Here is a 23,530-nt window from a genome sequence, read left to right as displayed (position 1 = left end):
AGCAACAACATCAGCACCAGACAACCGCTCACAACGCTCATGAATTTCACTCATCTACAAATCCTTTCAGACAGGCCCCCATACACAACCCATTAGACACCCCCGGGCCAGATGCCGATAGATCGTTGACACGTGCGGGGCCGGCACCCCGAGTTCGCTCAGCACCCGGACCGTATCGCGCTTCGAGGTCGGCTCTACCAGCCTGGCCAGCACCACCTGCTTGAACACCACATCACCGAGCACGTCGAAACCCAGGTTCGAGTACGCCGCTTCCAACGTCGACCACAACACATCCGACACCCCCNCGATCCCGAGATCGAGCACTCCCTGATCACCGACCAAGATCTCGTCGGCACGATCCATCAGCAGGCCAAGCTCAGCATCGGTATGCGCCGAGCCCACATGCTTGATCACCAGCAGTTTCCCACGGCGCTTTTCCACGACCTGGACCGCAGTCGCCCCTGACGCAGTCCGGACCTTCCTCACAAATGCCACACGATTAGTATCCCAAAACCACCATCCTGGAACACAAAGCCCCAGGTCACAGCCCCACACACTCCGAAACCAAACTCACGTGCGCGAAGTCAGGCCCACCGCCTCGCGTACGGTCGGTGTCTGACGGTCGGTGTCTGACTCAGCGCAGGAACAGCCTCTGCAGCCGAGTCGATGTCAGTGCCACACCGATGGCGATCATGCCGACGAAGTAGACGATGTGGATCCAGGCCGGGCTGGTCGCTGCTCCGAGGATCGTCAGGCGCATGAGTTCGACGCCGTGCCACAGTGGGAGTGCCTGGACGATCCACTGCACGGCGGCCGGGTAGACGTCGATGGGGTAGAAGGTCGCTGAGAACAGGAACAGCGGCTGGAGGAAGACGAAGATCCAGTCGAGCTGGTACCAGCTGGAGAAGAAGCTCGTGATCCCCATGCCGATGGCGGCGAAGGCGAAGGCCATGAGCATCGCGACGCCGAGGGCGGTCAGCGACCATGGTGAGTCGAGCAGGCCGAGGGCGAACATGACGGCGACGAATCCGCAGGCGTAGAGGAAGCCGCGGAAGACGGCCATGACGATCTCTCCGAGGGCCACGTCGAGCGGTCCGAGTGAGGTGGTGAGCATCGACTCGTACAGCCGGCTCTGTTTGAGGCGGAAGAACACGTTGACTGAGGAGTCGAGCACGGCGCCGTTCATTGCTGAGGCCGCCAGCAGGGCCGGGGCGATGTAGGCGGCATAGGAGATGGTGCGGCCGGCGTAGTCGACGCTGCCGATGAGTGAGCCGAGCCCTAAGCCCATGGCGAGCAGGTAGAGGATCGGCTCGAGCACGCCGGTGGCGACGAGGACGAAGTTGTTGCCGCGGAAGACCTGCATGCCGCGGGCGGCGACGGCCCTAGCGTTGCCGGCGTAGAAGGCCCGCAGGCGGCCCGGGCCGGGTGTCGGCTGGACGGTCATGACGTGAGCCTGCGGGTGAACAGCCGCATCGCCACGAGCAGGCCGAGAGCGCTCGGGATGATGATGCAGGCAAGGTGCACGGCGATCATGACCCCGGGCATCGGCTGGTGATACGACAGCAGCCGGCCGAGTTCGGTGGTGTGCCACAGCGGGGACAGCCAGCCGATCCACTGCACCGACAGCGGCAGGTTCGCCAGTGGGAAGAACGTGCCTGAGAACAGCATGAGCGGCATGACGACGACGCGCTGGATGAGCGCGAACTGACCGGAGTCGCGCGTGAGCGTGGCGGTGAAGGCCATGACCGGGAAGCCGAGCGCAGTCCCGCCCACGGCAGCCAGCGGGATCATGAGCCAGCCGGTGAGCGGGTTCGGGACGGCGCCGAAGACAACGGCGATGATGAGGAAGTAGATCGTCGTGATCGCAGCGACCCGGATGACCGTCGCCAGGGCCGCGCCGAGCGCGATCTGCGCTGGGGTCAGCGTCGTGGCGGCTGCCGCCCAGTAGCCGCGGTTCCACCGGAACCCGGCCATCACCGGGTAGGTGGATTCCTCGACGGCGAACATCATCGCTGCTGTCGCCAGCATCGCCGGGGCGACGAAGAGCAGATACGGCACCCCGCCGACGCCGTCGGGCTGGGCGGAGTCGACGACCGTGCCCAACCCCAGACCGAGGGAGAAGATGTAGAACACCGGGGTGAGCACCGTGACAGCCAGGGTCGTCTTGATGAACCGCAGGGAGAACAGCAGCTGCTTCTCGGCCACCAGCCACGGGCCGGCCCGGCGCACCGCCTGGTGCTGGCGGGCATGCGTGCCGGGTGCGTCGATACCGGTGCTCATTCGATGAGGCTCCGTCCGGTGAGCCTGAGGAACACGTCCTCGAGGCTGGAACGGCGCACGAGCGCGGTCAGCGGAGCGAACCCGGCCTCCCGGATCGCTGCGAGTGCGGCGTCGCCGTCACCGCTGTAGAGCAGCAGCCGGTCAGGCAGCACCTCGATGCGCTCGCAGTACCGTTCGAGCGCCGGGGCCTGCTCCTCATTGCGGTCGATGCCGAAGCGCAGCTCGAGCACCTCGCGGGTCGAGTACCGGCGGATGAGCTCGCTGGGTGAGCCCTCGGCCATGACCTGGCCGTGGTCGACGACGATGAGCCGGTCGCACAGCTGTTCGGCCTCATCCATGTAATGAGTCGTGAGTACGAGCGTGACGCCCTGCTCCTTGAGCCGGTAGAGCCGGTCCCACAGGATGTGGCGGGCCTGCGGGTCGAGTCCGGTGGTCGGCTCATCGAGCATGAGCAGGCGTGGCTCATTCACCAGCGAGCGGGCGATCGTCAGCCGGCGCTTCATACCGCCGGAGAGCTCATCGACCCGGGCGCTGCGCTTCTCGCGCAGATTGGCGAAGTCGAGCAGCTCGTCGGCCTTCGCCTTTGCATAGGCGCGCGGGAACCCGAAGTAGCGGGCATAGAAGACGAGGTTGTCGACGACCGAGAGCTCCTCATCGAGGTTGTCCTGCTGCGGCACGACACCCAGGCTGGCGCGGATCTGCGGGCCGTCGACGTTCGGGTCGAGGCCGAGCACGCTCAGCTGCCCGCTCGTGCGCGGCAGGGTCGCGCCGATCATCCGCATCGTCGTCGACTTCCCCGCCCCGTTGGGTCCGAGCAGCCCGAAGCTCTCACCGGGCTCGACTGTGAAGTCGATGCCGTCGACGGCGGTGAAGCCGCCATAGGATTTCGCCAGGCCCGAGGCGGCGATGACCGGATCTGCTGCGCGGCGGTGGGCAGCAGAGGAGGAGTCTGCGTTCACAGTCCATGACTGTACCACCGCCTCGGCGGCGGCAGACGGCGGCTGTCACCGCTGGTCAGGCGAGGACCGCAGGAGCCGCCCCGCGCCGGCAGCTGCGCCTCAGAAGAAGGAGACCTTCAGCTCGTCGCCGTCGATGTCGACCGTGCCGTTGGCTTCCAGATCCCGGGTGTCCTCAGGCCAGTACAGCTTGCGGTCCTTCGACTCGGCGCTGATGCTGATCTTGCCCGGCTTCTTGTAGTCCGTGTAGAACGAACCGCGGGAGCCGTCGGGGCTGAGCACCACGTTGATCTTCGGCATCTCCTTGATCTCGCGCTTGATCGTCTTCTCGTCGACCTTGTCGTTGATCACCTTGCCCTTGGTATCAGCCCACGGGAAGTTGACCATCGGGCAGTCGTCGACTTCGGCCTTCTTGACCTCAGCGCACTCCTTGATCTTGTCCTCGACGAGCTTCTTGACGTCCTTCTCGAAGTCGTCGGTGGCCTCGACGCTCATCGAGATGCTCGCATTCTGCGGGTTGTCGGCATCGGCGAAGCCGACGGTCGCATTGCCCTCAGCGCCGGAGACGTACTTGCTCTCCGGGATGCTGACGTCATAGCGGCCGGGCCAGACAGCGTATTCGACGCGGCCGGACTCGGGGGAGAACTCAGTGCCGTTGATGGTGGCGCCGGCGATCGGCGGGACCTCCATCGTCACCGTCGGCAGCACCGGCGGTTCGAGCGTCCACTTGTCGAAGAACAGATTCTGCCGGCCCTCCTTGGTGGCGTTGAGGATGAGGTCATAGGGCTGGCCGTCGATCGTGTACTTCGTGTGCACCTTCGCCGACTTGCCTTCGCGGGTCGTCTCGACGACCTGCGCATCGGTGATCTTCTGCTCGGAGCCGTCGACGATCTGCTGCAGCAGCAGCTTCTCGCTGGCGCCATCGGGCGTGGTCGCCTTCGTGATCTTGTTCGCCTCGTCGATGTTCCCGCTTTCGAGAGCGCTGAGATACTCCTCGGCGACCCGATCCGGGCCGTACTTGTTGTGATTGACGCTGCGCACAACGAAGAACCCGACGAGCACGAGGACGAGGACGAGGGCGACGGCACCCAGGGACAGGATCAGCGGCAGCTTCGGCTTCTTCTGCTTCTGCTGATCGCCGGCCGGGCTCTGCGCGCCCGGACCGCCCGGGGCGGCAGCGTATCCGGGGGCCGGTGCCGGCTGCGGGACACTGCCGGTCGGAGTGCCCGGGCCCGAGGTGCCGGCTGACTCAGCCGGGTCCGGTCCGGGTGGCGAGGCGCTGTAGGTGGGGCCGGAGCCGTAGCCGGAGTCAGCGCCAGAGGACGGGCCGGAACCGTAGGAGGGCGCTCCTGCCGAGCCGTACGAGGGGCCCGAGCCGTAGGCGGGGCCGCCGTTGGAGCCGCCGGGTCCATGCGGCGGCTGGGGAGGCATCGGCGGAGGAGTCGATCCGGAGTTCATAGCTCAAACCTTTGTCTTCAGCGCTCGGAACAGCGTCGGCACCGGCAGGAACAGCAGCTCCTGCAGGCACGACGATAGGAAGTCTCATGTCTACTTTAGTGCCAAGCGGCGGTGTGTCGATATTCCGCACTTCACACCCACCTCGGGCACCATAGGAGAAGTGAACCCCGCAGCCGAAAGCCCGACCAGCCGACCCCGCCACCTGGGACGCCACCCAGCGGTCATCGGCGTGCTCGAAATCGTGCGGGTGCTGCTCATGCTGCTCACCATCGCCTTCCTGCTCTCGGCCATCGCCTGGTTCATCGGCATCGCCGAACAGCAGCCGCTGGCGGCGATCCCCAGCTGGGCGTTCACCGGGCTGGCCGCGGCCACCGGACTGAGCGTGCAGCCCGGGGAAGCGGTCATGAGCTTCCCGCCCAGCCTGCTGTGCCTCATCGTGTGGCTGCTGCTGCGCAGCGCCGCCTCCCGCACCTCGACTGCGCTGGCCGCCAACGCCCGCCTGCAGGAGGCCGGACAGCTCGAAACCCACCGGGCTCCGCAGCTGAGCGCCTATCTGTCGATCGCGGCGGTGTTCCTCGCCGTGACCGTCGGCCTTGGGTTCCTGCTCGGCAGTGTCGCCGTCAGCGTCCTCGGCTACGCCCGCGTCGGACTGCTGACAGCCAGCGCGATCGTGCTCGGCGCGCGCCTCCACCCCACGCAGGCGGCTGAAAGCGAGCAGCTGGCGGCCCGCCTCGGCGCACAGTGGACCGCGGCGCTGCCGGCCGCCCACCGCGTGCGGGTGCGCACCGGCTGGGCGCTGACCGGCCTCGCCGTCATCGTCGTCGCCGTCGGCCTCGTCACCGAATTCGATGAGGTCAGCGCCGTCGTCGAGCTCTACAGTGCGCCGGTGGCCGCAGCGATCGGCCTGTCCGTTGTGCAGCTGCTGTACCTGCCGGGCATCCTCGCGATCGCCCTCGCCTGGCTGAGCGGAGCCGGCGTTGCGCTTTCGGCCACCGAGACCGCCTCGGTGCTCTCCCCGGCAGCCGGACCGCGGCCGGCGGTGCCGCTTCTGGCGATGATCCCGGAGGATCCGCCCGGCTTCCTCGCCGCCGCCCCTGCGCTGCTCGTCATCCTCGGGCTGCTGCTCGTGACGCTGCGCCGCCGCTGGCAGCACCTCGATGTGCCGGCTGTCGCGCTCGCCACCGTCGAGGTCCTCATCTTCGTCACCGTCTGGGGGCTGTTCTCCACCGGCGCGCTCGGGCCCGGCGGCCTGGAGGTCTTCGGCGTCGATGCGCTGCGCTTCCCGCTCATCACCGGCGGGCTCGTCTGCGCTGGACTGTGGGCCGGCTACGGCATCATCCTCGCTGCTCGCAGCGCGCAGGCGGCCACCGCCTCGGGCGCGGAAGCCGGCGAGGACGAGGACTGAGCGCAGCCCCGGCAGCCGGGGCGACGCGAAGGGCGGCGGCTCAGCTGGTGCCGAGCTCCTCGATCATCTTCGTCAGCTGCGCGCGGTGCTCGGACTGGCATTCGACGCTGGCCTGCTCCGTCACCGCAGAGGCGAGGCACTCCTCATAGGCTTTCTGCTGCGGGTAGACGACAGCCATGCCGATCGTCTGCAGGATCATCCAGCCGCTGGCCAGCGCCCCGAAGATGCCCATGACAACCCAGCTGCCGGTCCTGCGCGTGCGCAGCCCGGCGAGGAAATAGCGCACCGCCCACACGAGCGCGGTGAGCGCGAACACCCCGGAGAACAGCTTCGCCGGCAGTGGATACAGCGACGCCAGCAGCGAAGCGCCGAGCAGCAGAGTGAAGATCAGCCCCTCGCGGTTGCGCTTCATCATGAGCGCATCCTCGCCTGAGCTCTTGTCAGACGGCGGGCGCTGGTCGTGGGTGCTGGGTCTGTTTTCGCTGGGGCTCACCGCAACAGTCTGACACACAACCCCAGCCGGACTGACACACAGCCCCAGCCGGACTGACACACAGCCCCAGCCAGGCAGCACCAGCGGCTGGCATAGAATGTCTGCTGTGCGCCTCGTAACCCTCGCTTCCGGATCGGGAACCCTCACCCAGGCCCTCATCGACGCCTTCGCAGGGCCCGCACCGGCCGCTGATGTCACCATCGCCGCCATCGGCTCGGATCGCCCTGATGCGCAGGTCCTCGACCGCGCCCGAGGCGCCGGCATCGAGACCTTCGTCGTCGCTCCCGGCGAGCACGCTTCCCGTGACGACTGGAACATCGCGCTTGCCGAGGCGGTCGCCGCCTATGAGCCCGACTGGGTGGTCTCCGCCGGATTCATGCGGATCCTCGGCACCGACTTCATCACCCGGTTCCCGCAGCGCATCATCAACACCCATCCTGCGCTGCTGCCGTCCTTCCCTGGCGCCCACGGGGTCAGCGATGCGCTCGCCTACGGGGTGACGGTCACCGGTTCGACGATCCACCTCGTCGACGCAGGCGTCGACACCGGCCCGATCATCGCCCAGGAACCGGTGCGCGTCGCCCCCACGGACACCGAGGACACCCTGCACGAACGCATCCGCCAGGTCGAGCGCCGGCTGCTCGTCGAGCTCATCACCCACCTGGCAGACGGTGAGCTGCACGTCGACGGCCGGCATGTCACCGGCTTCCGGCCGCCGCGATAGCATCATCTGAATCCTGAGCCTGAGGACCCGACCCCTGAAGAGGAGAGCCCTGTGGAAGCCCAACGTCCGATCCGCCGCGCACTCATCAGCGTCTACGACAAGACCGGCCTGAGCGAGCTGGCCGGCGGACTCGCCACTGCCGGAGTGTCGATCGTCTCGACCGGCTCGACGGCCAAGCAGATCGCTGCTGCCGGCGTCGAGGTCACCCCTGTCGAGGACGTCACCGGCTTCCCCGAATGCCTCGAAGGCCGCGTCAAGACCCTGCACCCGAAGGTCCACGCCGGGATCCTCGCCGACACCCGCAAGGACGACCACCTGCGCCAGCTCGACGAGCTCGGCATCGACGCCTTCGACCTCGTTGTCGTCAACCTCTACCCGTTCACCGAGACCGTCGCCTCGGGAGCGGACTTCGACGCCTGCGTCGAACAGATCGACATCGGCGGACCGGCGATGGTCCGGGCGGCTGCGAAGAACCACCCGAGCGTTGCGGTCGTCACCGACCCGGCACGCTACAGCGAGGTCATCGCGGCAGCCGAATCCGGCGGCTTCGACCTCGCTGCCCGCCGCCGGCTCGCTGCTGCCGCCTTTGCCCACACCGCTGCCTATGACGCTGCGGTCGCCGGCTGGCTGGCCGAACAGCTGGCGGACGAAGGTGCGCCCGGTGACTTCTTCGCCGCCACCGCTGTCAAGAAGCACAGCCTGCGCTACGGCGAGAACACGCACCAGGCGGCCGCGGTCTACCAGGGACCTGCCGGCGGCGGCATCGCCGGAGCGAGGCAGCTGGGCGGCAAGGAGATGTCGTACAACAACTACCAGGACACCGACGCTGCGATCCGCGCCGCCTACGACTTCGAGGAACCGGCCGTGGCGATCATCAAGCACGCCAACCCGTGCGGCATCGCCGTGGCTGACGATGTCGCAGCAGCCCACCGCCTCGCCCACGACTGCGACCCGGTCTCGGCCTACGGCGGGGTCATCGCCGCCAACCGTGAGGTCAGCGTCGCACTGGCGGAGTCGATCAAGCCGATCTTCACCGAGGTGCTCGCCGCCCCGTCCTTCGCGCCGGAGGCGCTGGAGATCCTGCAGACGAAGAAGAACCTGCGGCTGCTCGAACTCGGCGACTGGCAGCCGGATGCGCAGGAGTTCCGGCAGATCTCCGGTGGTGTGCTCGTCCAGGACCGCGACAGCTTCCAGGCCGCAGGCGATGATCCTGCCAACTGGACGCTGGTCGCCGGACGGGCCGCCGATGAGGCGCAGCTGCGCGATCTGAGCTTCGCGTGGCGGGCCTGCCGGGCGGTGAAGTCCAATGCGATCCTGCTCGCCGCTGGCGGTGCCTCGGTCGGCGTGGGCATGGGACAGGTCAACCGCGTCGACTCCGCGCAGCTGGCCGTCAGCCGCGCCGGCGACCGGGTGGCGGGCTCTGTCGCCGCCTCCGATGCCTTCTTCCCCTTCGCAGATGGACTCGAAGTCCTCACCGGCGCAGGGGTGGCCGCAATCGTGCAGCCGGGCGGATCGATCCGCGATGAGGAGGTCATCGCCGCAGCCGAGAAGGCCGGGGTGACGATGTACTTCACAGGAACCCGCCATTTCTTCCACTGAGTCCGCAGCCGCCGCATCCCGGCAGCCGCCGCGCCACCAGCGTCGGCCGCTGCCGCGCGGTCGCGGCCGCAACTGGTTCTCCAAACGCTGGATCTACTGGAAGCGGCGGTACTCGAACCCCACCCGGCGGGACTGGGCGCTGCTCGTCACGCTGCTGTGGATCGTCGTGTCCTCTGGTGTGGTGCTCGTGAACTTCCGTCTCGGCGGTCTCACCCTGGCCGCCGGGCTGTTCGCGCTCGCCATCGTGCGGATGCTGCCCGGCAGGCTCGGCGAGGTGTGGGTCAACCGGCCGCGCCGCACCGATGTCATCACGATCCTGATCCTCGCCTGTGCTTTGGCCGGGCTCAGCCTTCTCGTCCCCTCCCACTGACACGTGGCCTGCGAGCAGGTCTCGCGGCCGCTCATCGGCGCGGGTACGGGCAGAGGCCGGTGGGGAAGTGCACATGAGCGTCCGCGCTTGGGTGTGAAAACCATGTGAACTCGGCCGTCTCAGCGCCGAAAGGCCTTTACAGCTGCCGGCTGCTTTGAAACGCTGAAAGCAGAAGCTGGCTAGACAGGCCGGACGTCGACCACCGAAAAGGAGTTGACATGGGACTCGGAGATCTCGGCAACAAGGCTAAGGACGCAATGAACTCGGACAAGGGTGAGCAGGTCAGCGACCAGGGTCTCGACAAGGTCGCGGACAAGGCCTCGGATATGACCGGCGGCAAGTTCGACGACCAGATCAATCAGGGCCGTGGTCAGGCCGACAAGCACCTCGGCAACGAGTGACATGAGCTTCTGCTGACGGGATAGTCCCCGCGACTGCCCGCTCACAGGACGAAGGTCCAGCACCGTGAGTGCTGGGCCTTCGTCATGCCTGCGGGCTCGTCATGCGTGCTGGCTGGGTCTGAACGCTGGACCTGAACGCTGGACCTGCGGGCGGCGCCGGTGTGTGCGGCTCAGAGCTTTTCGATCGGGGCGTAGCGCATGAGCAGCCGCTTGGTGCCCAGTGATTTGAAGTCGACGACAGCGACGGTCTTGTCGCCGCTGCCCTTGACCTCCAGGACGGTGCCCAGGCCGAAGGAGTCATGCGACACCCGGTCGCCGACTGCGACCTGGATGACTTCGCGGTTGGGGCGGATCCGGTTGGGGAACCCGGTGCCCGGCTGCTGTGAGGCGCCCGAGGTGGAGCGGGGGCGGGGAGCCGAGCTCGCGCGGAAGCCGGACGAGTCGCTGGAGCCGCCGCGGTATCCGCTGCCGGAGGAGTTCCCGCCGAAACCGCCGGAGTCATAGCCGCCGGAACCGTAGCCGCTGCCGTATCCACCGGAGCCATACCCGCCGCCGTACCCGCCGGAGGCGGCGGTGAGCGCCTCAGCCGACAGGGTGCCGGTGTTCTCCCATTCGATGAGGGAGTCCGGGATCTCACCGAGGAACCGGCTGGGCGGGTTGTACTGCGGCTGCCCCCACATGCTGCGGGTCTCAGCGCGGGTGAGGAAGAGACGCTTCTGCGCGCGCGTCAGACCCACATAGGCCAGACGCCGCTCCTCGGACATCTCGGCCGGGTCGTTGAAGGAGCGCTGGTGCGGGAAGCTGCCGTCCTCCATGCCGGTGAGGAACACCGTGGGGAACTCCAGACCCTTGGCGGTGTGCAGTGTCATGAGCGTGACCTCCCCGGCCTCCTCATCCGGGATCTGATCAGCATCCGAGGACAGGGAGACGAGCTCGAGGAAGTCATCGAGGCTCGCGCTCTCACTGCGGGCATCGAAGGCCTCTGCCACCGCAACGAGCTCGGCGAGGTTGTCGACCCGCGACTCATCCTGCGGATCCGTGCTGGCCTGCAGCTCTGCCAGATAGCCGGTCTGCTCGAGCACCGATTCGAGCACTCGCGCCACCTGCGCACCTTCGGCCGTCGACTGCAGATCAGCGAACAGCGCCCGGAACTTCTGCAGCGGCCCCTGCGCCCGGCTCGACAGCCCCGGCACCTCATCAGCACGTTCGAGAGCTTCGAAGAACGTCACCCGCTCCCGTTCGGCGAAGGCACCGAGCATCGCGACCGTGCGATCGCCGATCGACCGCTTGGGCACATTGATGATGCGCCTGAGGTTCACATCATCGGCCGGATTGGCCAGCACCCGCAGATAGGCCAGCGCGTCCTTGATCTCCCTGCGCTCATAGAAGCGCGTGCCCCCGACCACCCGGTAGGGCATGCCGGCACGCACGAGAGCATCTTCGATCGCACGCGACTGCGCATTCGTCCGATAGAACACCGCGCAGTCGCTGTAGACGGTGTCGCCGGCGTCGATGAGCTCATCGATCCGGTCGACGATGAACTGCGCTTCGGCCTGTTCGTTCTCCGCCACCCAGCCGACGACCGGCGCACCATCACCGGCAGCCGTCCACAGCCGCTTGTCCTTGCGGTCCTCATTGTTGGCGATGACGGCATTGGCCGCAGAGAGGATGTTCTGCGTCGAGCGGTAGTTCTGCTCCAGCAGGATCGTGCGCGCCTGCGGGAAGTCCTTCTCGAACTCGACGATATTGCGCACCGTCGCGCCGCGGAAGGCGTAGATCGACTGGTCGGCATCGCCGACGACGGTGAGCTCAGCAGACAGATGATCGGCATCCGCCCCGGCGAGAGCCCGGATGAGCGCATACTGCGCCGGGTTCGTGTCCTGGTACTCATCGACGAGGATGTGCCGGAACCGGCTGCGGTAATGGGCGGCGACATCATCAAAGGCGCCGAGCAGATAGACGGTCTCCATGATGAGGTCATCGAAGTCGAAGGCGTTCGCCAGCCGCAGCCGCTCAGCATAGCGGCGGTACACCTCGGCGACGGCCTGGTCGGCCGGATTGTCCATCCGCGCCTGCCCGGCATAGTCCTCAGCGGTGATGAGGTCGTTCTTGAGCGCGGAGATCCGATGCTGCAGCGACTTGGGGGTGAAGCGCTTGACGTCGACCTCGGCCTCGCGGGCGACCTGCGTGATGAGCCGCAGCGAATCTTGCGCATCGTAGACCGCGAAGTTCGACTTCATGCCCAGCGTCTTCGCCTCGCGCCGGAGGATCCGTACACATGCGGAGTGGAACGTCGAGACCCACATCGCGCGGGCCTGCGGGCCGATGAGCGAGCCGATGCGCTCCTGCATCTCCTTGGCGGCCTTGTTCGTGAAGGTGATCGCCAGCACCTGCCCCGGGTGGGCCCGTCCGGTGCGCAGCGCATAGGCGATCCGGCGGGTCAGCACCGTCGTCTTGCCCGAACCCGCACCAGCGACGATGAGCAGCGGCGCACCGGCATGGGTGACCGCTGCGGTCTGCTCCGGATTCAGCCCGTCGAGCAGCTCAGCCGGATCCCCGGCGCCGAGGCGGTGGCCGGCACCCGGCCCCGCGCCCACGGCCATGTCGCCGCCGCCGAGGTGGTCGCCGGCGACATCATCGGCACCCGGGTCGTCGGCCGGGTGGGCGATGTCAGCGAAGTCAGCCGGCGCCTCGGGCACGGGCATCTCCGGCAGAGCGGCATGCGGCGGCGGAGCATCCGGGGCGGTGTTGAGGAACTCGAAGAGTGAAGACATGGTCTTAGCAATCTACCAACCGGCTCTGACACCGCCAAGGTGCCCGCGAGCTCGGGAACGCAGATGCCGGCGCCCCATGATGGGGCGCCGGCACCGGCAGCAGAGAGAAGCGGAGTCCGCGCTCAGATGAACACGGCGACGAGCACCGCGAGGACCGCGAAGACGGCGGTGGCGTGGGCGAGCCCGGCGCTCGGTGCGGAGCCGGCGGCAGGGGCGGCATCGTCGGCGGCTGCTGCCTGCTTCTGCTTGCGGTTGCCGAGGAACGCGGTGGCGGTGACGGCGATCGCCAGCAGCACCTTGATGCCGACCTTGACGTGGAAGACGCCTGTCGGGTCGCCGGACATCTCCACGATGGCGACGAGACCCAGGCCGGTGACGAGCTGGAGGTAGGCCGCATGGAGCATTCCCGGCATCACATGCGGGCGGCGCACGGTGGCGAGATAGCCGCCGATGATGATCGCCATGCCGAGCAGATGGAGGAAAAGCAGAATATCGCGAAGAATTTCCATAGGCTTCAGTCTAGTGGCAAGATTGTGGCGGAGTGATCGCGGTGCCGGAGCCTGCGTGCGGGCCGGGATTGCATGATCCGCCCTGGTGTAATGGCAGCACGCCGGCCTTTGGAGCCGTGCAGTATAGGTTCGAATCCTATGGGCGGAGCGCGTCGGACCGGCCGACCGGATGAAGGAGAGACATGACCGCCAACCGCCCCGCAGCCGTCATCGTGCTGGCAGCTGGTGCAGGTACGAGAATGAAATCCGCCACGCCCAAGGTCATGCACCCGATCGGCGGACGCTCGCTCCTCCATCACGCGATCAACGCCGCCGCCGGCGCGCAGCCGCAGCACCTCGTCGTCGTGCTGCGCCATGCCCGCGAGCAGGTCGCTGAGCATGTTGCGACCATCGCCGAGGCGATCGACCGGCAGGTGCTCGTCGCCGACCAGGACGATGTGCCCGGCACCGGGCGCGCTGCCGAATGTGCGCTCACCCAGCTGCCGGAGGACCTCACCGGCACCGTCGTCGTCACCTATGGCGATGTGCCGCTGCTGACGGCTGAGACGCTCACGGATCTCGTGGCCTTCCACGAGGAGCGCTCCGGTGCGGTCACGGTGCTCTCCGCCGAGGTGGCGCGTCCGCAGGGCTACGGCCGCATCGTCCGTGATGCCGCCGGCGACCTCGCGCGGATCGTCGAGGAGAAGGACGCCACCGAGGACGAGAAGCGCATCTGCGAGATCAATTCCGGCATCTACGCCTTCGACGCCGCGGTGCTGCGCGAATCCCTCGCCCAGGTCGGCACCGACAACGCCCAGGCCGAGAAGTACCTCACCGATGTCATCGGCATCGCCCGCGCCGCCGGCGGCACTGTCACCGCGCGGGCGATCGACGACTTCTGGCAGGTCGAGGGCGCCAATGACCGCATCCAGCTCGCACAGCTGGGCAAGGAGCTCAACCGCCGCGTCATCGAACACTGGATGCGCTCCGGCGTCACCGTCGTCGACCCGGACACCACGTGGATCGACGCCGATGCCACCCTCGCCCCCGACGCCACGATCCTGCCGGGCGTGCAGCTCTACGGCGCCTGCGATATCGCCTCCGATGCCGTCATCGGCCCCGACACCACGCTCACCGACACCGAGGTGCGGGCCGGCGCGCAGGTGGTGCGCACCCACGGGCAGCTGGCCGTCATCGGCGAGAACGCCACCGTCGGCCCCTTCGCCTATCTGCGGCCGGGCACCGAACTGGGCACCGAAGGCAAGATCGGCACCTTCGTCGAGACGAAGAACGCCTCGATCGGCACCGGTTCGAAGGTCCCGCACCTCAGCTATGTCGGCGACGCCACGATCGGCGAGTACTCCAACATCGGTGCCTCCTCGGTGTTCGTCAACTACGACGGCGTCAACAAGCACCGCACCACCATCGGCTCCTACTGCCGCACCGGCTCGGACACGATGTTCGTCGCACCTGTGACCGTCGGCGACGGCGCCTATTCCGGGGCCGGCACCGTGATCCGCAAGGACGTACCGCCGGGGGCGCTGGCGATCACCGTGGCCCCACAGCGTAATGTTGAGGACTGGGTAGTGAAGAACCGTCCCGGCACTCCCGCTGCGGAGGCCGCCGACGCTGCTCAGCAGGCGCAGAAGGAGTCGGAACAGTGAAGAAGATCACGGCTGCTGGTGAGAAGGAGCTCGTCCTCGTCACCGGACGTTCGAACATGGAGCTGGCCGAGCAGGTCGCCGAGTGCCTCGGCACCGAGCTGCTGCCGGCCGATATCTACAACTTCGCCAATGGCGAGATCTACGTCCGCTACTCCGAGTCGGTGCGCGGCTCCGATGTCTTCGTCATGCAGTCCCACTGCGCGCCGATCAACGACTGGCTGATGGAGCAGCTGCTCATGGTCGATGCGCTCAAGCGCGCCTCGGCCAAGCGGATCACCGTCATCGCCCCGTTCTTCCCGTACGCCCGCCAGGACAAGAAGCACCGCGGCCGCGAGCCGATCTCCGCCCGCCTCGTCGCCGATATGTACCGTGCGGCAGGTGCCGACCGGATCATCGCCGTCGACCTGCACACCGCGCAGATCCAGGGCTTCTTCGACGGTCCGGTCGACCACCTCGTGGCCCTGCCGATCCTGGCCGACTACGTCAAGCAGAACCATCCCGGCGAACTCGCCGTCGTGTCCCCGGATGCCGGACGCATCAAGGTCGCAGAGAACTGGTCCTCGGCCCTCGGCGGTGTGCCGCTGGCCTTCATCCACAAGACCCGCGACATCAACCGGCCCAACCAGACGAAGGCCAACCGCGTCGTCGGCGATGTCGAAGGCCGCACCGCAGTGCTCGTCGACGACATGATCGACACCGGCGGCACCATCATCCAGGCCGCTGACGCCTGTATGGAGGCCGGCGCCAAGGGCGTCATCATCGTCTCGACCCATGCGGTGTTCTCCGGCCCGGCTGTCGAGCGGCTGAAGAACTCGTGTGCCTCGGAGGTCATCGTCACGAACACGCTGCCGTTGGCTGAGGAGCAGAAGTTCGACAAGCTCACCGTGCTCTCGATCGCCCCGCTGCTGGCCCGCGCTGTGCACGAGGTGTTCGAAGACGGTTCGGTCACCAGCCTCTTCGAACTCGAAGGCAACTGATCTGACTCCCGCCTGTTGCGCTGGCATCCGCTGCGGCGCCTCGGCCTGAGCCGGGGCGCCGCAGTCGTTCTGCTGGTTGCCGGGCTCGTTCTGCCGGGGCCGGCGGTCGTTTTGCCGCCGAGGCGCCGGCTGAGTACCATTGGTCTGTTACCTCGGCGAGGGAAACCCCATGTTTCCGTGATCGACGCGGTTCTCGTACAGCCCCTTCTCCGGCGCGGCAGCGCCGACGGCCCCGCAGCAGGGTGCCGGGCAGGGCGCACCACGAGGCTCGTCCGCCGTGGTGCTGACACCACGAAGGAGAAGAAAATGGCTGACTTCAAGCTCATCGCTGAACGCCGTGACGACTTCGGCAAGGGCGCTGCCCGCCGTCTGCGTCGCGAAGACAAGATCCCCGCAGTCCTCTACGGACACGGCGAAGACCCGGTGCACCTCACCCTCGACGGCCACGCCACCATGATGGCGATGAAGATGCCCAACGCCCTGCTCGAGATCGAGAGCCCGGACGGCGCCAAGAACCGCCTGGCCATCGCCCGTGACATCCAGCGTCACCCGGTGACCCACAACATCGAGCACCTCGACCTCATCATCGTCAAGCGCGGCGAGAAGATCGAGGTTGAGGTCCCGGTCGTCATCGAAGGCGAAGCCGCCCCCGGCACCGTCGTCTCCGTCGACAACCAGCTCATCCGTCTGCTGGCCGAGGCCACCAGCCTGCCGGAGTCCGTCGAGATCAGCATCGAGGGACGCGGCGTCGGCGAGCACATCTACGCCGGCGATGTCGCCGTTCCGGAGGGCTCGGAGCTCGTCGACGATCCGGAGCTGCTCATGGTCAACATCTCCGCCGAGCTGTCCGAAGAGCAGCTTGAGGCTGAGCTTGAGTCCGACGCCGTGGACGAAGAGGTCGCTGCTGCGACCGGCGCCCCGGCTGCTGACGAGGCTGAGGCCGGCGGCGAGGAGGCTGCAGGCGAAGAGGAGTGATCCTCTCCCTCAGCTGACCAGCTGCACGAAGGCGGCAGATCCTGCGCAGGATCTGCCGCCTTCGCACGTTTCGGCGCACGCCGCCTCGGGCGCGGCAGCAGCGCAGACAGGCGCGCCGGCAGGCGCACGCCGGGCCGGAAGTAAGCCTGATCTAAGCACCGTCGGCCCGACAGAATCGCTACGGTAGACAGCTGAAGGACGCCGCCGGTGCGGCTGGAGCGGAGGAAGGCAGCGATGGCCGATCAGACATGGCTTGTCATAGGGCTGGGCAATCCGGGTGCGCGCTATGCACCCACTCGGCACAACATCGGCCAGATGACGGTCGACGAGCTCGCCGACCGGATGAGCCTGACGCTGACGAAGACCAAGCACGGCGCGGTTGCGTCGATGGGCCGGCTGCTCGGCTCCGGTGGGTTGCCCGGGCCGCGGGTGGTGCTGGCGAAATCGCTCGGCTATATGAACGTCACCGGCGGTCCGACCCGCGGACTGCTCGACTTCTACTCGGTCCCGCCGGAGAACCTCATCGTCATCCACGACGATGTCGACCTCGACTTCGACGCCATCAAGCTCAAGCGCGGCGGGGGAGAGGGCGGCCACAACGGGCTGCGGTCGATCACCCAAGCGCTGGGCACCAAAGACTATCTGCGGGTGCGGGCCGGAGTCGGCCGGCCGCCGGGCCGGATGGACACTGCGGCATTCGTGCTGCGGCCCTTCACCACCGATGAGAAGAAGACCCTGCCGATGTTCATCAGCGATCTCGCCGATGCCGTCGAGATGCTCGTGACCGAGGGGCTGACGGAGACCCAGCAGAAGTACCACTCCCGGTAGCCGGCCTCGGCAGGAGCCGGGGGAGCGGTTGTGAAGCTGGCGTGTTCCGGCGGCGCGGCGCGAGCTGGTTCAGTACAGCCCGCCGGTGCGGCGCGGTGCGGTGGTTTCGCCGCTCAGCCGCTGCCAGCTGGGCTGACCGGCGATCCAGGCGGCCAGTCCGCCGCCGATCGCGCCGAAGAGGTGACCTTGCCAGGAGATGCCGGGGTACAGCGGCAGCACGCCGAGCAGCATCGAACCGCCGTAGAGGAAGATGACGAGCAGGCCGATGACGCCGAACATGAGCCGGCGCATGATCGAATCGGTGAACACCGCCCGCATGATGAGGTAGCCGAAGTAGCCGAACACGAGGCCGGAGGCCCCGACAGTGAGGGTGCCGGGCGTGTTGACGACCCAAGCGCCGAGCCCGCTCACGAGTGCTGCGGTGATGGTGACGAACCAGAAGCGGCGGATGCCCTCAGCGGAGACGAGCACACCGAGGACGAAGAACGGGATCGTGTTGGCGACCAGGTGCGGCCAGCCCGAATGCAGCAGCGGCGCGAACGCCACACCGAGCAGCCCGGTGAGGTTCCAGGAGCGCACGCCGAGGCCGTTGAAGGAGCCGGGCAGGATGAAGTCGGCGAAGGCGATGACCCACATGAGTGCGAGCAGCAGCGCCGGCTGCAGCACCCGGGAGCCGACGGTCGCGCTGAGGGCCGACAGCCCTGAACCCGCACCTGCTGGGCCGGTGCCGCGACGGCCTGTTGGGGAGGCAGAGGTGCGATCGCCGGGCAGACCGAAGTTGTCGTAGCTCATGACCCCATTCTCCCAGGCGAAGCTGACAGCCCGCCGCAGACACCCACGAACCGGCCATGCCGAGTAGACTTGGGCGCGTGTCTGTGACCGGAATCTCCCGCCTCCTGCAAAGCAACACCTCCTACAGCGCTGCCCAGACGGCACTGGCCGACACCGCTGCCGCCGGCGGCTCCATCAGCGCGATCGCCGGACTGTGGCCGTCGCTTATGGCCGATGCGTCCGCCTCCGGCCCGCTGCTGGCCGTCACCGCCACCGGCCGGGAAGCCGATCACCTCGAACGTGCGCTCGCCGACTACCTGCCGGCCGCCTCGGTCATGGTGTTCCCCAGCTGGGAGACCCTGCCGCATGAGAAGCTCTCCCCGCGTTCGGACACCGTCGGTCGCCGGCTGTCGGTGCTGCGCCGCCTCAGCCATCCCGGCGCTGATCCGCTGCGGGTCGTCATCGCCCCGGTCCGTGCGCTTCTGCAGCCGATTGTCACCGGGCTCGGCGAGCTCGAACCGGTGTCGCTCAGGGTCGGTGATGAGGTCGAGCTCGCGGACCTGGCCGAACAGCTCTCCGATCTCGCCTACTCGCGAGTCGATATGGTCTCCCGCCGCGGCGAGTATGCGGTGCGCGGCGGCATCCTCGACATCTTTCCGCCGACGGACGACCAGGCGCTGCGCATCGAGTTCTTCGGCGATGAGGTCGATGAGATCCGCCCCTTCTCTGTCGCCGACCAGCGCTCCCTGCCGACCGTCGAGGATGCCGTCTACACCCTGTGGGCCCCGCCCTGCCGCGAGGTGCTGCTGACCGCAGCCGTGCGCGAACGCGCCCAGAACCTCATCCCGCAGCTGCCGCAGGCTGCCGAGATGCTCGCCAAGATCGCCGACGGCATCGCCGTCGAAGGCATGGAGTCCCTCGCCCCGGTGCTCGCCGAGGGCATGGAGTCCTTCGTCGACACCCTCCCGGCCGGCAGCCGCATCCTCGTGACCGCCCCGGAGAAGGTCGCCGCCCGTGCCGAGGACCTCGTCGCCACGACCGAGGAGTTCCTCGCCGCCGCCTGGACCTCGGCTGCCGCCGGCGGCGAGGCGCCCATCGACCTGTCCCCGGCGAGCTTCCGCACCCTGGAGGAGACCCGCGAGGCGGCCGCCACCCGCAGTCTGCCGTGGTGGGAGATCGGCGGGTTCGCCCGCGACGCCGAACTGTCCGAAGCCACCGGTGACACCGTCCTCGAAGTCCCCGGCCGGCAGCCGCGCGGCTACGCCGGCGACGTCGAGGCGATCCTCACCGATGTGCGCGCCCTCATCCACGACAGCTGGGACGTGTGCGTGCTCACCGAAGGCCGCGGACCGGCTGAGCGGATGGTCGAGGTGTTCTCCGACGCCGATGTGCCGGCCCGGTTCGCCGAGGATCTCACCGAGCCCACCACCTCGGGTGCGGTGACCGTGACGACGGCCGCCGACTACGGCGGCTTCGTCATCGACGAGATGCGCTTCGCGGTGCTGACTGAGGCCGATGTGCTCGGCCGTGCCGCGGCCACCTCGACCCGGGATATGCGCCGGCTGCCCGCCCGCCGCAAGCGCCACCAGGTCGACCCGCTCGACCTCAAGCCCGGTGACTATGTCGTGCACGAACAGCACGGCGTGGGCCGCTTCGTCGAGATGGTCGCCCGCACGATGGGCCGCGGCCCGCAGTCCCACACCCGCGAATACCTCGTCATCGAATACGCGCCCAGCAAGCGCGGCCAGCCCGGCGACCGCCTCTATGTGCCCTCGGACTCCCTCGACCAGGTGACCCGCTACGTCGGCGGGGAGTCGCCGACGGTCAACAAGATGGGCGGCTCGGACTGGGCGAAGACGAAGTCGAAGGCCCGCAAGGCGGTCAAGGAGATCGCCCGCGAGCTCATCCACCTGTACTCGGCCCGCCGCGCGACCTCCGGGCACGCCTTCGCCCCCGACACCCCGTGGCAGCGTGAGCTCGAAGACGCCTTCCATTACATGGAGACCCCCGATCAGCTTACGACGATCGACGAGGTCAAGGCCGATATGGAGAAGCCGATCCCGATGGACCGGCTGATCTGCGGCGATGTGGGCTACGGCAAGACCGAGGTGGCGGTGCGTGCGGCCTTCAAAGCGATCCAGGACGGCAAGCAGGTCGCCGTGCTCGTGCCGACGACCCTGCTCGTCCAGCAGCACTTCGACACCTTTTCCGAACGCTACTCCGGCTTCCCGGTCACCGTCGGCAAGCTCTCCCGCTTCCAGACCGCAGCCGAGGCGGAGAAGACGAAGCAGGACCTCAAGGACGGCACCCTCGACCTCGTCATCGGCACCCACCGGCTGCTCTCGGGGGAAGTGCAGTTCAAGGACCTCGGGCTCGTCATCATCGATGAGGAGCAGCGCTTCGGGGTTGAGCACAAGGAGACCCTCACAGCGCTGCGCACGAACGTCGATGTGCTGGCGATGTCGGCGACCCCGATCCCGCGTACCCTGGAGATGGCGGTGACCGGGATCCGGGAGATGTCGACCCTGGCGACCCCGCCGGAGGACCGCCACCCGGTGCTCACCTATGTCGGCAAATACGAGGACCAGCAGGTGACCGCGGCGATCCGGCGTGAGCTGCTGCGCGAAGGTCAGGTCTTCTTCATCCACAACCGCACGCAGGACATCGAGAAGACCGCCGCCCACCTCGCCGAACTCGTCCCCGAAGCCAGGATCGCCGTCGCACACGGCAAGATGAGCGAGCAGCGCCTGGAGCAGGTCATCGTCGACTTCTGGGAGAAGCAGTACGACGTGCTCGTGTGCACGACGATCGTCGAGACCGGCATCGACATCGCCAATGCCAACACCCTCATCGTCGACCGCGCCGACCGGATGGGCCTGTCCCAGCTGCACCAGCTGCGCGGACGGGTGGGCCGCTCCCGGGAGCGTGCCTACGCCTACTTCCTCTACCCGGCCGATACGACGCTGACCGAGACTGCCCACGACCGCCTGCAGACCGTGGCCGCCCATACCGAGCTCGGCGCCGGCATGCAGGTGGCGATGAAGGACCTGGAGATCCGCGGGGCCGGGAACCTGCTCGGCGGTCAGCAGTCCGGGCACATCGAGGGCGTCGGTTTCGACCTCTACGTCCGGCTCGTCGGCGAGGCGGTCGCGAACTTCCGCGGCGAAGGCGAGGAGGAGGTCGCGGAGATGCGCATCGAACTGCCGATCGACGCGCACCTGCCCACCGACTATGTCGAACACGAGCGCCTGCGCCTGGAGGCCTACCGCAAGCTCGCTGCCGCCGCGGATGATGCGGAGATCGCCGAAGTGCTCGCGGAGCTCACCGACCGCTACGGCCCCTATCCCGAGGCGGTCGAGGTGCTGGCCGAGATCGCGCGTCTGCGCATCCGCGCACGCGCCTCGGGGGTGCAGGAGATCCTGTCGGTGGGCAATACGATCCGCTTCGCGCCGGTGGAGCTTGCCGATTCGCAGATCGTGCGCCTCAAGCGGCTGTACCCGAAGTCGCTCATCAAGCCGGCGCTGCGGGCCATCCAGGTGCCCAAACCGCAGGCCGGGGCCGGGTTCGACAAGAAGGACCTCGTCGACCGCGAGCTCATCGACTGGGTCCACCAGTTCCTCGATGCGATCCTGCCCGCTTCCGAGGCGCCGGTCGGGTCGGCAGACGCCGCCGGTGAGCAGGCCGGGCCCGAAGCGGGGGACGGGAAGTGACGGAACCCCGCTGGCAGCGCCCGGACACCTCGGCGATGAGCGCCGCCGAGGCGGTCGCCTATCTCATCGCGCGCTGCCCGTGGGGTGCCGCGCAGACCCATACGGGACTGCAGAAGCACCTCATCGAGGAGACCCATGAGCTCATCGGCGCCCTCGATGACTACGCTGCTGAGCCGAATGCGCAGACCGCCGCCGAGGTGGAGGGCGAGCTCGGCGATGTGCTCTACCAGGTGCTCTTCCACGCCGCGCTGCTCGACCGGCGGGCCGCCGGCGGGCAGCCGCTCGCCTCGATGGACGACCACGAGGAGCTGCCCGGCGAGCCGCTGGCGGCCGAGGCGATCAGCCGGATCGATGAGCGGCTGACCCAGAAGATCATCCGCCGGCACCCGCACGTCTTCGACTCGAGTGCACCGGTCGACATCGCCGAGGTCGAACGCCGCTACGAGGCGATCAAAGCCGCCGAACGCCGCGCCCGGCAGGAGGCTGCTGCTCAGGGCGGTGGCCCACAGGACCCTGCCGAGCAGGCGGCGGCTGCCGCTCGCGCGTCCTTCGACTCGCTGCCGGCCAGCGTGCCGGCGCTCACCCGCGCGCAGTCGGTGCTCGGCCGGATCGAACGCCTCGAACTCACGCCCCCGGCGGCAGAGCCGGCCGGCACCTCGGGAACGGCAACCACCACCTCGGGAACGGCAACCACCACCTCGGGAACGGCGGCTGGCGCTGCGGCGGGGGAGCAGGTGCTCGGCCGGGCGCTGTTCGCACTCGTCGCGCAGGCCCATGCGCAGGGCCTCGACGCAGAGGCCGCGCTGCGTCGGGTAACCTCCGAGGCGGAGGCCGCGGCTGTCGAACAGGCACGCAGCCGCGCACGGCAGGAGGGTGCAGATGGCACAGATGAGGCAGACAGCTGAGCGGATCCCGATCCCGGGCACCTTCAACTTCCGCGATGTCGGCGGCTGGCCGACTGCAGGCGGCACCGTGGCCCGCGGCGTGCTCTACCGCTCCGACGGCCTGCACAACCTCACCGATGAATCCCGCGCCCAGCTGCGCGAACTCCGGCTGCGCACCGTCATCGACCTGCGCGAGGAGCGCGAGGTCCACCGCGCCCCCGATGCCCTCGACGGCCTCGATGTCGAGCACATCGCGCTGCCGCTGTTCGGCAACCGCTACTATCCCCTTGACCGCGACCGGGCTGATCGCCTGCAGCTGCGCGACCACTCCCTGCCGACGATCTACCAGACGATGATCGACGAGTTCGGCCCCAGCCTGGCCGCCGGTGTCGAGACGATCGCCTCGCGGGTGCGCACCCCGGTGCTCATCCACTGCTCGGCCGGCAAAGACCGCACCGGCGTGCTCACCGCCTTCGTCCTCAGCCTCATCGACGTGCCGCGGCAGCACGTCATCGACGACTACACCGCCACCGAACGCTATCTGGGCGCAGAGTTCCTCGCCGCACTCGGCTCGAAGTTCGCCCAGGCCGGCATCGTCGCCAACCTCTCGGAGACCGCCACCCAGGCTCCGGCTGCGCTCATCACCGGAGTGCTGGAGCGCCTCGACACGGAGTACGGGGGAGTGGCCGGCTATCTGCGCACCCACGGCATGAACCCCGAGGCGGTCGAGGAGCTGCGCGCCGCCCTCGTGGCACCTGCCCGCGTCGGCTAAG

The 23,530-nt window shown here is 68.0% G+C and carries 20 protein-coding genes and 1 tRNA gene; 13 read left to right on the top strand and 8 right to left on the bottom strand.

From position 1 onward, the window contains the following. Nucleotides 1–634: 634 nt before the first annotated feature. The 4 genes from ACFFN1_RS02500 to ACFFN1_RS02485 all read right to left on the bottom strand — a co-directional run bounded on the left by ACFFN1_RS02500 (nt 635) and on the right by ACFFN1_RS02485 (nt 4,694). Complete coding sequence (locus tag ACFFN1_RS02500) at nt 635–1,444, bottom strand: ABC transporter permease (RefSeq protein WP_376838282.1); 810 nt, start codon at nt 1,442–1,444, stop codon at nt 635–637. Further along, a complete protein-coding gene (locus ACFFN1_RS02495; RefSeq protein ID WP_376838280.1) occupies nt 1,441–2,280 on the bottom strand; it encodes an ABC transporter permease in 840 nt (279 codons plus the stop codon). The genes ACFFN1_RS02500 and ACFFN1_RS02495 overlap by 4 nt, the downstream gene beginning before the upstream one ends. After that, nucleotides 2,277–3,239, bottom strand: a complete 963-nt coding sequence (locus tag ACFFN1_RS02490; protein WP_376838278.1) for an ABC transporter ATP-binding protein — start codon at nt 3,237–3,239, stop codon at nt 2,277–2,279. Before ACFFN1_RS02490 ends, ACFFN1_RS02495 begins: the two co-directional genes overlap by 4 nt. A 99-nt stretch (nt 3,240–3,338) precedes the next feature. After that, nucleotides 3,339–4,694, bottom strand: coding sequence for a zinc ribbon domain-containing protein (locus tag ACFFN1_RS02485; RefSeq protein WP_376838276.1), 1,356 nt, complete (start codon nt 4,692–4,694; stop codon nt 3,339–3,341). Nucleotides 4,695–4,854: 160 nt separating this feature from the next. On the opposite strand from ACFFN1_RS02485, the gene ACFFN1_RS02480 reads away from it, so the two are divergent. Further along, nucleotides 4,855–6,099: a cell division protein PerM gene (locus tag ACFFN1_RS02480; RefSeq protein ID WP_376838275.1), complete on the top strand. Its 1,245-nt coding sequence runs from the start codon at nt 4,855–4,857 to the stop codon at nt 6,097–6,099. A 40-nt stretch (nt 6,100–6,139) separates the two neighbouring features. On the opposite strand, the gene ACFFN1_RS02475 is transcribed toward ACFFN1_RS02480, so the two are convergent. Then, nucleotides 6,140–6,592, bottom strand: coding sequence for a hypothetical protein (locus tag ACFFN1_RS02475; RefSeq protein ID WP_376838273.1), 453 nt, complete (start codon nt 6,590–6,592; stop codon nt 6,140–6,142). Between the two features lie 106 nt (nt 6,593–6,698). Here ACFFN1_RS02475 and purN point away from each other — a divergent pair, with 106 nt between their 5' ends. The 4 genes from purN to ACFFN1_RS02455 all read left to right on the top strand — a co-directional run bounded on the left by purN (nt 6,699) and on the right by ACFFN1_RS02455 (nt 9,686). Beyond that, nucleotides 6,699–7,316 (top strand): phosphoribosylglycinamide formyltransferase, encoded by a 618-nt coding sequence (purN, locus tag ACFFN1_RS02470; protein WP_376838271.1) that lies wholly within the window; start codon nt 6,699–6,701, stop codon nt 7,314–7,316. A 51-nt stretch (nt 7,317–7,367) separates the two neighbouring features. After that, entirely contained in the window at nt 7,368–8,915 is a 1,548-nt protein-coding gene (purH, locus tag ACFFN1_RS02465) for a bifunctional phosphoribosylaminoimidazolecarboxamide formyltransferase/IMP cyclohydrolase (RefSeq protein ID WP_376838269.1), read from the top strand. 187 nt (nt 8,916–9,102) lie between these two features. Then, a complete protein-coding gene (locus ACFFN1_RS02460; protein ID WP_376838268.1) occupies nt 9,103–9,285 on the top strand; it encodes a hypothetical protein in 183 nt (60 codons plus the stop codon). Between the two features lie 218 nt (nt 9,286–9,503). Beyond that, nucleotides 9,504–9,686: an antitoxin gene (locus ACFFN1_RS02455; RefSeq protein WP_376838266.1), complete on the top strand. Its 183-nt coding sequence runs from the start codon at nt 9,504–9,506 to the stop codon at nt 9,684–9,686. Between the two features lie 170 nt (nt 9,687–9,856). Here ACFFN1_RS02455 and pcrA read toward each other — a convergent pair whose 3' ends face one another. Both pcrA and ACFFN1_RS02445 read right to left on the bottom strand, forming a co-directional pair. After that, a complete protein-coding gene (pcrA, locus tag ACFFN1_RS02450) occupies nt 9,857–12,460 on the bottom strand; it encodes a DNA helicase PcrA (RefSeq protein ID WP_376838264.1) in 2,604 nt (867 codons plus the stop codon). Nucleotides 12,461–12,582: 122 nt separating this feature from the next. Then, the gene (locus ACFFN1_RS02445; protein WP_376838263.1) at nt 12,583–12,969 is read right to left on the bottom strand and encodes a hypothetical protein; all 387 of its coding nucleotides are present in this window, start codon (nt 12,967–12,969) and stop codon (nt 12,583–12,585) included. 76 nt (nt 12,970–13,045) lie between these two features. Between ACFFN1_RS02445 and ACFFN1_RS02440 the strand changes: the two genes are divergently transcribed. The 5 genes from ACFFN1_RS02440 (at nt 13,046) to pth (ending at nt 17,392) form a co-directional block, all read left to right on the top strand. Next, nucleotides 13,046–13,117, top strand: a tRNA-Gln gene (locus ACFFN1_RS02440). Between the two features lie 34 nt (nt 13,118–13,151). After that, a complete protein-coding gene (gene glmU, locus ACFFN1_RS02435) occupies nt 13,152–14,612 on the top strand; it encodes a bifunctional UDP-N-acetylglucosamine diphosphorylase/glucosamine-1-phosphate N-acetyltransferase GlmU (protein WP_376838261.1) in 1,461 nt (486 codons plus the stop codon). Then, complete coding sequence (locus tag ACFFN1_RS02430) at nt 14,609–15,589, top strand: ribose-phosphate diphosphokinase (RefSeq protein WP_376838259.1); 981 nt, start codon at nt 14,609–14,611, stop codon at nt 15,587–15,589. Before glmU ends, ACFFN1_RS02430 begins: the two co-directional genes overlap by 4 nt. 306 nt (nt 15,590–15,895) lie before the next feature. Beyond that, nucleotides 15,896–16,564 carry a 50S ribosomal protein L25/general stress protein Ctc gene (locus tag ACFFN1_RS02425; protein WP_376838257.1) on the top strand — a complete coding sequence of 223 codons (669 nt, stop codon included), beginning with the start codon at nt 15,896–15,898 and terminating at the stop codon, nt 16,562–16,564. A 234-nt stretch (nt 16,565–16,798) separates the two neighbouring features. Further along, nucleotides 16,799–17,392 (top strand): aminoacyl-tRNA hydrolase, encoded by a 594-nt coding sequence (gene pth / locus ACFFN1_RS02420; RefSeq protein ID WP_376838254.1) that lies wholly within the window; start codon nt 16,799–16,801, stop codon nt 17,390–17,392. A 69-nt stretch (nt 17,393–17,461) separates the two neighbouring features. Here pth and ACFFN1_RS02415 read toward each other — a convergent pair whose 3' ends face one another. Further along, nucleotides 17,462–18,184 (bottom strand): rhomboid family intramembrane serine protease, encoded by a 723-nt coding sequence (locus tag ACFFN1_RS02415; protein ID WP_376838253.1) that lies wholly within the window; start codon nt 18,182–18,184, stop codon nt 17,462–17,464. A gap of 77 nt (nt 18,185–18,261) precedes the next feature. Between ACFFN1_RS02415 and mfd the strand changes: the two genes are divergently transcribed. Genes mfd through ACFFN1_RS02400 form a run of 3 tightly spaced genes read left to right on the top strand, consistent with a single transcriptional unit; the run spans nt 18,262 to nt 23,529 of the window. Then, complete coding sequence (gene mfd, locus ACFFN1_RS02410; protein ID WP_376838250.1) at nt 18,262–21,873, top strand: transcription-repair coupling factor; 3,612 nt, start codon at nt 18,262–18,264, stop codon at nt 21,871–21,873. Continuing rightward, the gene (locus tag ACFFN1_RS02405; protein WP_376838248.1) at nt 21,870–22,778 is read left to right on the top strand and encodes a MazG nucleotide pyrophosphohydrolase domain-containing protein; all 909 of its coding nucleotides are present in this window, start codon (nt 21,870–21,872) and stop codon (nt 22,776–22,778) included. Before mfd ends, ACFFN1_RS02405 begins: the two co-directional genes overlap by 4 nt. Beyond that, entirely contained in the window at nt 22,753–23,529 is a 777-nt protein-coding gene (locus ACFFN1_RS02400; protein ID WP_376838246.1) for a tyrosine-protein phosphatase, read from the top strand. The genes ACFFN1_RS02405 and ACFFN1_RS02400 overlap by 26 nt, the downstream gene beginning before the upstream one ends. Nucleotide 23,530: the final 1 nt, after the last annotated feature.

The sequence above is a fragment of the Brevibacterium otitidis genome (assembly GCF_042429315.1).
In the GTDB taxonomy this organism is placed as follows: Bacteria; Actinomycetota; Actinomycetes; order Actinomycetales; family Brevibacteriaceae; genus Brevibacterium; species Brevibacterium otitidis.
Note: the sequence above shows the minus strand (reverse complement) of the source record. Positions and strands in the feature narration are given on the sequence as shown.

What these genes read in the sequence shown, in the direction of transcription:
- ACFFN1_RS02500 (WP_376838282.1), bottom strand. Translation starts at nt 1,444, where the DNA reads ATGACCGTCCAGCCGACACCCGGCCCGGGCCGCCTGCGGGCCTTCTAC.
- ACFFN1_RS02495 (WP_376838280.1), bottom strand. Translation starts at nt 2,280, where the DNA reads ATGAGCACCGGTATCGACGCACCCGGCACGCATGCCCGCCAGCACCAG.
- ACFFN1_RS02485 (WP_376838276.1), bottom strand. Translation starts at nt 4,694, where the DNA reads ATGAACTCCGGATCGACTCCTCCGCCGATGCCTCCCCAGCCGCCGCAT.
- ACFFN1_RS02455 (WP_376838266.1), top strand. Translation starts at nt 9,504, where the DNA reads ATGGGACTCGGAGATCTCGGCAACAAGGCTAAGGACGCAATGAACTCG.
- pcrA (WP_376838264.1), bottom strand. Translation starts at nt 12,460, where the DNA reads ATGTCTTCACTCTTCGAGTTCCTCAACACCGCCCCGGATGCTCCGCCG.
- ACFFN1_RS02445 (WP_376838263.1), bottom strand. Translation starts at nt 12,969, where the DNA reads ATGGAAATTCTTCGCGATATTCTGCTTTTCCTCCATCTGCTCGGCATG.
- glmU (WP_376838261.1), top strand. Translation starts at nt 13,152, where the DNA reads ATGACCGCCAACCGCCCCGCAGCCGTCATCGTGCTGGCAGCTGGTGCA.
- ACFFN1_RS02425 (WP_376838257.1), top strand. Translation starts at nt 15,896, where the DNA reads ATGGCTGACTTCAAGCTCATCGCTGAACGCCGTGACGACTTCGGCAAG.
- pth (WP_376838254.1), top strand. Translation starts at nt 16,799, where the DNA reads ATGGCCGATCAGACATGGCTTGTCATAGGGCTGGGCAATCCGGGTGCG.
- ACFFN1_RS02415 (WP_376838253.1), bottom strand. Translation starts at nt 18,184, where the DNA reads ATGAGCTACGACAACTTCGGTCTGCCCGGCGATCGCACCTCTGCCTCC.
- ACFFN1_RS02400 (WP_376838246.1), top strand. Translation starts at nt 22,753, where the DNA reads ATGGCACAGATGAGGCAGACAGCTGAGCGGATCCCGATCCCGGGCACC.